At 48.6% G+C, this 11,901-nt stretch carries 8 protein-coding genes; 5 read left to right on the top strand and 3 right to left on the bottom strand.

The window, feature by feature from the left end:
• Positions 1–694: 694 nt before the first annotated feature.
• The gene (locus tag ACXIT9_RS12615; protein WP_458056598.1) at positions 695–1,207 is read left to right on the top strand and encodes a transposase; all 513 of its coding nucleotides are present in this window, start codon (positions 695–697) and stop codon (positions 1,205–1,207) included.
• A gap of 682 nt (positions 1,208–1,889) precedes the next feature.
• Here the strand turns inward: ACXIT9_RS12615 and ACXIT9_RS12610 are convergent.
• Positions 1,890–4,052 carry a glutamine synthetase III family protein gene (locus ACXIT9_RS12610; RefSeq protein ID WP_458056597.1) on the bottom strand — a complete coding sequence of 721 codons (2,163 nt, stop codon included), beginning with the start codon at positions 4,050–4,052 and terminating at the stop codon, positions 1,890–1,892.
• 231 nt (positions 4,053–4,283) lie between these two features.
• Between ACXIT9_RS12610 and mtaB the strand changes: the two genes are divergently transcribed.
• The 4 genes from mtaB to ACXIT9_RS12590 all read left to right on the top strand — a co-directional run bounded on the left by mtaB (position 4,284) and on the right by ACXIT9_RS12590 (position 7,867).
• Complete coding sequence (gene mtaB, locus ACXIT9_RS12605) at positions 4,284–5,600, top strand: tRNA (N(6)-L-threonylcarbamoyladenosine(37)-C(2))-methylthiotransferase MtaB (protein WP_458056599.1); 1,317 nt, start codon at positions 4,284–4,286, stop codon at positions 5,598–5,600.
• 369 nt (positions 5,601–5,969) lie between these two features.
• Positions 5,970–6,497 carry a sigma-70 family RNA polymerase sigma factor gene (locus ACXIT9_RS12600; protein ID WP_458056596.1) on the top strand — a complete coding sequence of 176 codons (528 nt, stop codon included), beginning with the start codon at positions 5,970–5,972 and terminating at the stop codon, positions 6,495–6,497.
• 125 nt (positions 6,498–6,622) lie between these two features.
• Positions 6,623–7,249 carry a hypothetical protein gene (locus ACXIT9_RS12595; protein ID WP_458056595.1) on the top strand — a complete coding sequence of 209 codons (627 nt, stop codon included), beginning with the start codon at positions 6,623–6,625 and terminating at the stop codon, positions 7,247–7,249.
• Between the two features lie 198 nt (positions 7,250–7,447).
• Complete coding sequence (locus ACXIT9_RS12590) at positions 7,448–7,867, top strand: hypothetical protein (RefSeq protein WP_458056594.1); 420 nt, start codon at positions 7,448–7,450, stop codon at positions 7,865–7,867.
• A 185-nt stretch (positions 7,868–8,052) separates the two neighbouring features.
• On the opposite strand, the gene ACXIT9_RS12585 is transcribed toward ACXIT9_RS12590, so the two are convergent.
• Entirely contained in the window at positions 8,053–9,204 is a 1,152-nt protein-coding gene (locus tag ACXIT9_RS12585; protein ID WP_458056593.1) for a glycosyltransferase family 4 protein, read from the bottom strand.
• 258 nt (positions 9,205–9,462) lie between these two features.
• The gene (locus ACXIT9_RS12580) at positions 9,463–11,388 is read right to left on the bottom strand and encodes a polysaccharide biosynthesis protein (protein WP_458056592.1); all 1,926 of its coding nucleotides are present in this window, start codon (positions 11,386–11,388) and stop codon (positions 9,463–9,465) included.
• Positions 11,389–11,901: the final 513 nt, after the last annotated feature.

The following is an 11,901-nucleotide window of genomic DNA, read 5'->3' as shown; positions in this document are numbered from 1 at the left end:
TCGAAACAGGGCGGCCGCAAGGGCCGCCCCTACCGGGAATCCTGATGACAATCGATGAATCGCGACACATGATCCGCGATCCATGATCCACGACGGGCGACAACACGCATCCATCCCGAAAATCATTAATCCTATGGCAATTTTCGAATCCAAAATGTAGGGGCGGCCCTAGCGGCCGCCCTTGCGACAATCGACGAATCGCGACCCATGATCCGGGACACATGATTCACGACGGGTGACAACACGCATCGATCCCGAAAATTATTAATCCTATGGCAATTTTCGAATCCAAAATGTAGGGGCGGCCCTGGCGGCCGCCCTTGCGAAGATCGATGATCCGTAACACATGATCCGCGATCCATGATGCACGACGATGGACAACACGCATCCATCCCGAAAATTATTAATCCCATGGCATTTTTCGAATCATAATCGAAACAGGGCGGCCGCAAGGGCCGCCCCTACCGGGAATCCTGGCGATAATCGATGAATCGCGAAACATGATGCTCGACGGGTGACAACACATACACAACCCCGAAAATCATTTATCCTATGGCAATTTTCGAATCATAATCGTTTCAGGGCGGCCGCAAGGGCCGCCCCTACGGGATTTTAAATGATTATAACAACTGTTGATTTTTCAGAAATTCTATTTTTGAAAAAAACTACTATATTTTTAATAAAACAACAGCATATGCGTAATAACAAAGGGAACCGTAAATCGATCCGATTAAAAGGGTACGACTATTCACAAGCAGGTTTATATTCCGTGACTATTTGTTGTCAAAATAAATTGTGCCGTTTCGGACAAATAAAAAATCATGAAATGATTTTAAATGAAATGGGAGAAATAGCTTACCAAGAATGGTTAGCGTTACCTGAACGTTTTGTACATGTGGAATTAGATGTTTTTCAAATCATGCCGAATCACATGCACGGTATCATTCAATTAACAGATGACCTGCAAGCAGAACCTATAAGAGCAGAAGGCAATCGAATACCATTAGGCCAAATTGTAGGTGCCTATCAATCCCTAGTATCGAATGGCTGTCTGCCCATTTACAAATCAAGAAATGAATTCATGGGAAAATTATGGCAACGAGATTATTACGATCACATCATTCGTGATGAAAAATCCTATCAACGTATTGCCGATTACATTCGAAACAACCCCCCAAATTGGGGGGACGATGAATTCTATAGATAATTACATGTACGGGCAGCCCCGGCGGCCGCCCTTGCGAAAATCGACGAATCGCGACCCATGATCCGCGACACATGATGCACGACGCGTGACAACACGCATCCATCCCGAAAATTATTAATCCTATGGTAATTTTCGAATCCAAAATGTAGGGGCGGCCCTAGCGGCCGCCCTTGCGAAAATCGACGAATCGCGACCCATGATCCGGGACACATGATTCACGACGGGTGACAACACGCATCGATCCCGAAAATCATTAATCCTATGGTAATTTTCGAATCATAATCGAAACAGGGCGGCCGCAAGGGCCGCCCCTACCGGGAATCCTGGCGATAATCGATGAATCGCGATGCATGATTCACGACGGGTGACAACACGCATCGATCCCGAAAATTATTAATCCTATGGTAATTTTTGAATCATAATCGAAACAGGGCGGCCGCAAGGGCCGCCCCTACCGGGAATCCTGGCGATAATCGATGAATCGCGATGCATGATTCACGACGGTTAACGACACACATCCATCCCGAAAATTATTAATCCTATGGTAATTTTCGAATCATTAACGAATCAGGGCGGCCGCAAGGGCCGCCCCTACCGATAATCGATGATCCACGACGGTTTAGGGCCCACGACACCTAAAAAACCATACCGCATAAAAAAAGCCCCTTGCGGGGCTTTGCTGTTATTTTAAGAAAAGCAATTCGCGGTATTTTACCAGCGGCCAATATTCGTCGTCTACCAATAACTCCAACTTGTCCACCGCATAGCGGATCTTGTCGAAGAAGGCATCCTTCACATCCGTACTGTATCCCTTCGCACGCTCGGCAGGATCTTCTACCTTATTCAGACGCTTGCGGGCTTCAATCATCGCATGCACATCGGTCTTTAGATTTTCTAAATGCTTGCTGATCTGCTTGATCGTTTCGACCGCCGCCTTATTATCTAAACCTAAAGCAGCCAGGCCTTGCGCATTTTGAATCAATACATTCTGATACTGCATCGCCGTAGGAATGATGTGGTTCAAGGCTAAGTCGCCCATCACGCGCGACTCGATCTGTACCTTCATGATGTAGTTTTCACACATGATCTCATGACGGGCATGCAGCTCGATCGGCGACATCACACGATGCTTGTCGAAAAGGGCTTTTACCTCTTCACGCGTATAAACATCTAAAGCAAATGGCGTGCTTTTCAAATTCGACAGGCCGCGACGCTCCGCCTCCTGCGCCCACTCCTCAGAGTAGCCATCACCCTCGAAACGCACCTTCTTGGAATCGGTGATGTACTTACGAAGCACCTCCACGATCGCAATTTTCTTCTCTTTGCCCGCCTCAATTAAAGCCTCCACTTCTGCATGCAGCGCATTTAAGACATCCGCCACGATCACATTCAGCGCCGTCATCGGTCCTGCCACATTTGCCTGCGAACCTACCGCACGGAACTCAAACTTGTTACCGGTAAAAGCAAAAGGTGAAGTACGGTTACGGTCTGTATTGTCTAAAATGATTTCCGGGATCTTCGAAATGCCCAGCTTCATGTACATGTTGTCTCCCTTCTCAATGGAAATATTTCCATTTTTCTCTAACTCATCCAGCACCCCGGTCAAGGTAGAGCCTAAGAACACGGAAATAATCGCTGGTGGCGCCTCATTCGCACCCAGACGATGGTCATTTCCCGCTGACGCAATGCTGGCACGAAGCAGGTCGGCATTGTCATAGACCGCCTTGATCGTAGCCACCAGGAAGCAAAGGAACTGCAAGTTCTCCCGCGCTGAATTACTCGGCTGGAACAAGTTGATGCCCGTATCCGTGATCAGCGACCAGTTGTTATGCTTTCCAGAGCCATTAACACCCGCAAAAGGCTTCTCATGAAAGAGCACCTTTAAGCTATGGCGATCCGCCACCTTATCCATCAGATCCATCAGGAGCTGGTTGTGGTCCGTAGCTTTGTTGATCTCCTCGAAAAGTGGCGCCACCTCAAATTGGCCCGGGGCCACCTCATTATGACGCGTAGATACTGGGATCCCCAACTTCAGAGCTTCGATCTCGAAGTCCATCATAAAATCCTTTACGCGCGTCGGGATAGAGCCAAAATAGTGATCCTCCAGCTGCTGCCCACGCGCCGGATTATGGCCGAAAACGGAACGTCCCGCCATGACCAGATCCGGGCGAATGTTAAACAGGGCCTTGTCTACGACAAAGTACTCCTGCTCCACGCCGAGGGATGGCGTCACCTTACGCACATTTCTGTCAAAAAGCTGGCAGACCTTCACCGCCGCCGCATTCACTGCCTCGATAGACTTTAAAAGAGGTGTTTTGTAATCGAGCGCCTCCCCGGTGTAGGACACGAAGATGGTAGGGATACAGAGGGTATTGCCGAAAATAAAAATCGGCGATGAGGGATCCCAGGCGGTGTAGCCACGCGCCTCAAAAGTGGTACGAATACCTCCATTTGGGAAAGAAGATGCATCCGGCTCCTGCTGCACCAGCGCCGAGCCCTTAAACTTTTCAATGCCCGCATGTGCGTCGAAAAACGCGTCATGCTTCTCCGCCGTGGAGCCCGTCAGCGGCTGGAACCAGTGGGTATAATGGGTAACGCCCTTCGAAAGTGCCCAGATACGCACCGCAGAGGCAACTTCCTCAGCGATAAGCGGCTCAATTTTAGCCCCCTTTTCGATGGCTTCCTTCACCTTCTTAAATACGCTAGGAGCCAGCGTCTCTTTCATCTCCTCCTCGCCAAAAACTAAACTGCCGAAGTATTCCGAAATCTTCGGTGCCGGAGGGGTGACCGTTACACGAGGTCTGTCTTGCACTTTTAATAGCGCCTGATGTCTTAAAGTTGCCATACTTTACTATAAGTGGTTTAAATTTACACCAACAAAAATATGAAAATATGCGAATTAAAACCAGTTTGGCTGAATTTTTAGCCAGTTTCACGAAAAATTTATGTGATTTTGAAAAAATACGGGCTAAAAACGCACCGATAGTCGATTTTGGCGGCGGCTGGGGCTAAAAAATAGAAAAAGGAAAAAATCCAGAGAATGTGTACCTTTGTGACTGAATATAAGGAGTCTAATGTGAAAAAAGTTGCTTTCTATACGCTGGGGTGTAAACTAAACTACTCGGAAACCTCTACGATCTCGCGCATGTTCGAGGAAAAGGGCTACCGCAAAGTGGATTTTGTCGACACTCCCGACATTTATATTATTAATACCTGCTCGGTCACCGAAAACGCGGACAAAAAGTGTAAAAAGATCGTGAAGGAGGCCAAAAAGATCGCTCCCGACAGCTATGTGGCCATCATCGGCTGCTATGCGCAGCTGAAGCCGCAGGAAATTTCGGAGATCGCCGGCGTAGATGCCGTGCTCGGCGCGGCGGAGAAGTTTCGCCTCATTGAACTGCTAGATGGTTTTGTCAAGCCCGCGCAGCCGCAGGTGCTGGCCTCCGAAATCCAGGAAGCCAGGCGCTTCAACCATGCCTACTCCCTCCACGACCGCACCCGGACCTTTTTAAAGGTACAGGATGGCTGTAACTATGGCTGTGCCTTCTGTACCATCCCACTCGCACGCGGAAAAAGTCGCAGCGATAGCATCGAAGAAATTTTGCGCGGAGCGCAAAGCATCGGGCAAACGGGGGTGAAGGAAGTGGTCCTCACTGGCGTGAACATCGGCGACTTCGGCATACAAGAGGGCAAGCGGGTGGAGCGTTTCGCGGACCTGGTAGAGGCCCTGGACCAAGTAGAAGGCATCGAGCGCTTCCGCATTTCGTCGATAGAGCCCAACTTGCTCACGAATGAAATCATCGACTATGTGGCGCGCTCCCAGCGTTTTGTGCCGCACTTTCATATTCCGCTGCAGTCAGGCAGCAACACGATTTTGCGCCGCATGGGGCGCCGCTACCTCCGCGAGCTCTATGCCGACCGGGTGGCACGCATCAAGCGGCAGATGCCGGACTGCTGCATCGGCGTGGATGTGATCGTGGGCTTCCCCGGGGAGACGGAGGAGCTCTTCCTGGAGACTTACCAGTTTTTAAACGAGCTGGACATCTCTTACCTGCATGTCTTTACCTACTCCGAAAGGGCGAATACCCGCGCTGCGGAAATGGATGGCATAGTGCCCATGGCCGTCCGAAACGAACGCTCGAAGGCGCTACGTGGCCTCTCAGAAAAAAAACGCCGCTTCTTCTATGAGCAGCAGCTCAACAAGACCTTTACCGTGCTCTTCGAAGAGGAGGTGCAGGAGGGCCGCATGTTCGGCTTTACAGAAAATTATGTGCGGGTGTCTGCCAAATATGATCCCGTGCTGGTAAACGAGCTGAAAATAGTCACCCTGGATAGCATCGAAGCAGATGGTACCGTTAGCGTGCGCGAGCCGGAAATGATCGTGCACCGCTAAGCCAGCGCTAAACGCTATTTTCTACCGTCTACATGCAGAAATATTGCACGAAATAGGCAATTCAATTGCATCTATGGCGCAAACTTGTTGCATTTTAGAAAAAAACCATAAAAAAATAAGGCAAGGTGTATCTTTTTCGCGTAATTTCGGTCTACGTAGTGAATAGATAAATAAACCATACCTTATGAACGAATGTACCTGCACGACATGTACTTGCACGAAGTGCAACTGTGTCAACTGTAAAGAGAGTAATTGTCCATGTGAAAAGTGTGAATGCGCTACGTGTAACGATACCTGCTGCGCATAACACGGAATTAAAATGAAAGAAAAAGGCCGGCACTCTGTTGGTCTTTTTTTCGTTTACTAGCTATGTATACGACACAAGAAATTTGGGAGAATTATCGGGAAGGGCTGTACTTTTTTATTTTAAAACGGATCAAGAACGAGCAGGCCGCTTCGGATATTTTTCAAAACACCTTTATCAAGATCCACCAGGGCCTGGAGCAGCTGCAGGACCCGACGAAGGTGCGTGCTTGGGTGTATCAGATCGCCCGGAATGAGGTGCACCGCTACCGCGAAAAGGAGCTGCATTATGTGGCGGAGGAAGAACAGGAAGTGGCTGCCGAACAGGCGCCTGAGGGCATTCAGCGCGTCTGCTGCTTCGATAAATTCGTGGGGCAGCTCCCCGAACCCTATCGGCTGGTCATCGAGGGACTTTACCTCCGTGGAGAGAAGCAGCAGCAGGTGGCCGAGCGGCTGGGGATCAGCTTAGCGAATGTGAAGGCGCGGGCCCTCCGGGCCAAAGGGCTATTGAAGCAGCAGTTTACCTCCTGCTGCCAGTACACCGTGGACCCTCAGGGCAAGTTGGTGGGCGAGCCCAAATGCTGCGAAGACTGAGGCCAACTAATTTCCCCTCATTTTTTGAATTTTTCATAAAACAAGAAACTTTGTCTTATTTTTTTTGTTATTTTACTCACAGATTCTAATTTTTATAGAAGAATAACAGAACCACAAACTAGGATATGGATCACATTTATAGCGCGCTCGAACACTTGTTTCAAGAAAGTGAGCATTTAAACACGCTTTGGATCGAAACACCGGTTCGAGAGCAGGAAGCTTTCCTGAATCTGTGTATCAAGCGTACCTACGACACGAATAAGGCATTTAATAATGCACTGATGTCGGGTAATTATATCATCGGTGACTTTTTACTACTTAAGAATATGGAAACCTTAGGCTGGATGTTCCATATGCGAGAAGTAGTCGCGGACTTTTTACAAAATGTCCGCTTAGAAGAGACCCCCTTTACAGTGGAGGAGGCGCTCTTGAAGACCCTTCTTCGCGAAGAAGAAGCCCTTCGGCTTTTTATCTCGAAAGAAAACCCACCCAAGTTTTCCGAAGCTTTTCTCTTTTTAGAAAATTTATATAAAAAAAGAAAATATACCCAGTTTAAACTGGAACTAAAGATCGCGCAGCAGCAGTCGGCCACAAACATGAGTGACTTGGAACAGTTCCCGCCCAATCTTCACGAACACGAGGATGCTTATCTGATCACCCAGCTACAAGAGCAAATAAAAGAAATGATTCAATTAACACAGTATATCCGTTCGGAAGGACTGTTCTACCGCGCATCGCATCATTTAAATTAAATACAGCGCTATACTTTTAACGCTATTCAAACCATTAAACAGGTCAGTCGAAAAGTAAATTTGCTCCCTCACTATAGTGACACCTTTTTTAGAAAAATAAATTAAATATTTGTATCTATATTGATTTTTTTCTTAACTTGTGCTCGTTACTGAAAACTAAAGCACAAATTATTTCTTACACCCAAAAAAAACAATTGTATGACTTTACAGGAATTTATTAACAAGTATCAAGGCGTAAGTTTTTCTACTTCAGCTTTTTTATATTACGACGCGGAAGGCAATCAATACAGCAGCATCGAAGAGGCCTACGAAAAAGGTGCTGAGGTACGTATTTTAAAGGCGAAAGATATCGCCAGGCAGGATTTAGCGGCTATCGGCATCGCATCCGAGCAGGAGGCTAACGCGCTTACACGTATATTAAATGGGCTTTTCGGCCAAAATATCACGCCTACTGGCAGAAAAAGAAGAAAAAACTTTACCGAATCAGATAAAAAACGTATTTTGCGTGACTATGAGAAGGCTGCAAAGGCTGGCGTCTCGAAGTTCGAATTTGCGAACCGAAACGATGTCTCTTATCCTACCCTACTGAAGTGGGTGAAGGAAGAGGGAATGGCTTAAGTAGTTTTCTAAACTTAAACACCTACATCTCGGAGTGCCTCCGGGCACTCCGATACTTAAACACTTACTTAAGTATCCTCTTAAGTGATTTAGACACCTACTTAAATCTCACCCTAAGAAAAAAGCGAAGCTATATGCCTCGCTTTTTTTGTCTGCTGTTCCGTAGGTAATAAGGCTGTAGCACTTTAGACCACCTGCTTGGTTTTGAGTAGCGCTTTTTTTAATACCTCCAGTTGCGCATAGGGATTAAAGCGGCGGTCGATGATGCTGTAACAGGCCTTGCGGATCTGCTCTCTATTGCCTCCTTCTTTCTGCAGCCAGTCATGTAACTTTTCAGCCAGGTTATTTGCCGACAGGGAAAAGAAAAAGCCTGTTTTACCGGGCACGATCGCTTCGAACTCCGGCATTTGTTCTTCAAAAGTGTCATGGCTGCACACGGGTGTACCGAAGCTCATGGCATGGATAGCCGTCAAGCCCACATTCCCCGGAGAGACACAGAGTGCTGCATTTGCGATAAGCACACCCAGCTGCACCTCATCGTAGCAGGGACCATAAAAATGCACCCTCCCCTTCAGTTTTTCCGCCTTGCGTGCGAGCGCCTTCCGCTCCGGCCCATCGCCTACCACCACCAGATTCACCCGCTGCTGATAGCGCTGCTCGAGCTCTTCCATGGCTTGAAAAATCAAGTCTAAGCGCTTCACTTTCGTCAGCCTGCCTGTAAAAATCAGCGTGGGGAGGGTATTGTCCTGAAAGAAACTTTGCTCCCGATAAAAGCAGGGCTTCACAGACTCCCGACGCAACTTGCGCTGCTCATTATAGTGCAGCGAATTATACACCACATGCACATGTTCCCGCCGAAAGCCCATCTCTTCCATCTGCTCTTTCGCATACTCTCCATAAAGCAGATGCTCATGGGCCAAGCCATGAAACAGCTTTTTCAAAAGACGCTTCGCTCTACTTTCATTCCCATAGACGCCATGACTCCAGGTAAAGACCCGCTTGCCCGTCAACCTTCCTAAAAGCGCCAGCATCCAGTTCGAAAGGATGCCCACCTGTCCCAGCAAAATGATGGTATCCCAGCGAGAAAAGCCTTGCAACACACCTTTTTGCCAGATGAGCGTTCCTTGTCGGTAAAGGTTTTTTACGGAATGACAGTGGCCTCTATAGGGCTTATGCCGCACATCGATCTGCCGGATGGGCTGCGGATCCTTGGGACAGTTATCACCAAAAAATATATGTAGGTCCCACTCTTTTTCTTGCAGCAAAATCTCCCAAATCTCTTTCCGATAATGAGGGGCTACATTGGTAAAAAAAGCAATTTTAGGTAATTTTTCCATACGTTAATACTCGCAAAAGTGCACGGGTGAAGTAGCGTGATATCCGGGTGTCCAACTTCATCTAAAAAAGTGCCAAAAAAGACATTTCCTATTCAAAACAAACGGGAAGAAGTGGATAAAAAGGTCTACTTCTTGAAAACGCAAGATACGTCCTTTTGTTTTCTCGTCCAATACATTTAGAAACGACTAAAAAAAAGAATCCCTAAGAACAAACGGACTGCCCAAAGGGATTCTTCTGTTTTATTTAAATAAAATCCATTAATTCAAAATATTTACATCCAATCGTGAAAAACGGGAACTGTTACTCACAAACTCCGGCACCAGCACTTTCATCTGCTGCACTTGCTCGAAATCATCTCCCTGCTCCACCAGCGCATAGAGCCGCTGCAGCCCCTGCTGTAGGCTGTGATGATCGATGGCCTGCATGCGCGCAATCTTGATCTTTTCATGATGCGTCGGCAGGGTAGCCTCAGCATCGTTTAGCAGCTCCTCGTAGAGCTTCTCCCCAGGGCGTAGCCCGGTGTATACCAGACCGATCTCACCTACCTCACGGCCACTCAACCGAATCATTTTTTTCGCTAAATCCGCGATTTTTACGGGTTGGCCCATATCGAACACGAAGATCTCGCCTCCCTGACCGATAGCGCCTGCTTCCAGCACCAGCTGACAGGCCTCGGGTATGGTCATGAAGTAGCGTGTAATATCGGGATGCGTGACCGTCAAAGGCCCCCCCTGCTCCAGCTGCCTGCGGAAAAGGGGAATGACCGAACCGTTACTGCCCAGTACATTGCCGAAGCGCGTGGTAATAAAGCGTGTCTGCGCCTTGCCCGACAGGGCCGCCTTCTCCCCTAACGTCTGCACATACATCTCAGCGAGCCGCTTGCTAGCGCCCATCACATTCGTGGGGTTTACGGCCTTATCCGTGCTGACCATCACGAACTTTTCCACCGCATAGGCCAGGGAAAGGTCGGCTAGCTCCTGCGTGCCCCGCACATTCGTCTGAATGGCCTGATGGGGATACTCCTCCATCAGCGGCACATGCTTGTAGGCTGCAGCATGGAAGACCACCTGCGGCTGGAAGGCCGCAAAGTGCCGCTCCATCACGGGCTTGTTTCGGATATCGGCCACCACATAGCGGCAGGCCTTGGCAGCTTTCGCTGTCTTTAACTCTTGCTGCAGATCGTAAAGCGCAGACTCTGCCTGATCCAGCAGAAGCACTTCACTGGGTTGTAGGCGCATCAACTGCCGGCAGATCTCACTGCCGATGGAGCCGGCCGCGCCAGTGACCAGTACGCGCTTGCCCTTAACGTAGGAGGCGACATGGGCTTCATTTAACTGAATGCTCTTCCGTGGCAGCAGGTCTTCGATGCGGACTTCCTTAATGTCGGAGGGCTTCAGGCTCTTTTCTTCAAACCAGGAGACAGAGCTTGGAATTTTTTTCACCCGTAGGCCTGCGGCCAAAGCAGCATCGGTCAGCTCCCGTAGCCGCTCCACGGGCAGGGAAGTAATGGCGATAATCAATTCTTTCGCCCCTTTCTTTTCTACGAGCTGGGGAAGGGCGTCCAAGCCACCCTTAAATATCGGAAACCCAAGAAGGCTCTTGCCCTGCTTGTCGAGATCATCGTCTAAAAAACCCAGTACCTGATAGCGGGTATAAGTATCGCGCGTTATCGTCTGGCAGGTGATCATGGCCGCATCCCCCGCCCCATAAAGGAGCACGGGGATCAACTTGCTAGGCGTACCCGTATTTCTTTTGGCGACGTGGTAGACATTGCGAATCAGCAGGCGGTAGCCCACTAAGAGCGCCAAACTAATGAAGCTGGCGATGACCGCCACCGAAATCGGTAAAAAATAATGGGGATCCACCAGGTCTACGCGCACATTGCTTAGTTTTAGCAACTGGAGGACGAAGATGGAGGCTCCGAGCATCAAGCCGATGCGCACCATGTCGCGCAGTCCCGTGTGCCGCACGATACCCGAGTAGGATTTACTCCAGTACATCATCGGGAGGGTGAGCAGAATAAAGGCCGCCACGCTGGGGATTACCTCGAAGGCGCTGATCCGAACGAAGTCGAAATTAAAACGCAGGAAATAGGCGAAAAAAGCTGCCTTTCCTATAAATACCGCATCGATTAAGACGATTAACCAGCGCGGCATGATTTTCATCTGCAGTAAAAACTTCATCTTTTAAATGATCGGTTAGTAAAAATTTGTGGTTCTCGGTAAAAATACATGAAATTCTATTGTCTTCCTAATGGCTTATCAAACGCTTCTCTCCCGTAATCGATTATGCACTGGTGTCAAATAACAGGCCAAAAAAATCCTTAGAGCTAAATAAATGCCGTTATTTTACTATTTCTCAGGCACAAAACGATAAAACACGTCACAAAACGAACTTCTCAGGAAACAAAAAACGTTTTCAATTATTTGAAATGCGTTTTTTACTATTTAAACGGCGGAAAAAATATACATTTTTTCCCGTTGCATCGATACGGGCCACCGCGGATATCGTCCATCGCGCGTATCGCCCATCGACAACACACGCAGGGCGGCCGCAAGGGCCGCCCCTACGACACATACCAATATGTATCACCCCCCATCGAAACATGCGTCGCCCATTCTGGACATCGACACGGCCCGCCACGGGTATCGCCCATCGATAATACACGCAGGGCGGCCGCAAGGGCCGCCCCTACG

It is taken from the genome of Nitritalea sp. (assembly GCF_054166705.1).
The sequence above is the reverse complement of the archived record's forward strand: the minus strand, read 5'-3'. Positions and strand labels throughout refer to the sequence as shown.

Bases quoted from the DNA above. Each gene is read 5' to 3' on its own strand.
- ACXIT9_RS12600 (WP_458056596.1), top strand. From the start codon at position 5,970: ATGTATACGACACAAGAAATTTGGGAGAATTATCGGGAAGGGCTGTAC.
- ACXIT9_RS12615 (WP_458056598.1), top strand. From the start codon at position 695: ATGCGTAATAACAAAGGGAACCGTAAATCGATCCGATTAAAAGGGTAC.
- ACXIT9_RS12590 (WP_458056594.1), top strand. From the start codon at position 7,448: ATGACTTTACAGGAATTTATTAACAAGTATCAAGGCGTAAGTTTTTCT.
- ACXIT9_RS12610 (WP_458056597.1), bottom strand. From the start codon at position 4,052: ATGGCAACTTTAAGACATCAGGCGCTATTAAAAGTGCAAGACAGACCT.
- ACXIT9_RS12595 (WP_458056595.1), top strand. From the start codon at position 6,623: ATGGATCACATTTATAGCGCGCTCGAACACTTGTTTCAAGAAAGTGAG.
- ACXIT9_RS12585 (WP_458056593.1), bottom strand. From the start codon at position 9,204: ATGGAAAAATTACCTAAAATTGCTTTTTTTACCAATGTAGCCCCTCAT.
- ACXIT9_RS12580 (WP_458056592.1), bottom strand. From the start codon at position 11,388: ATGAAGTTTTTACTGCAGATGAAAATCATGCCGCGCTGGTTAATCGTC.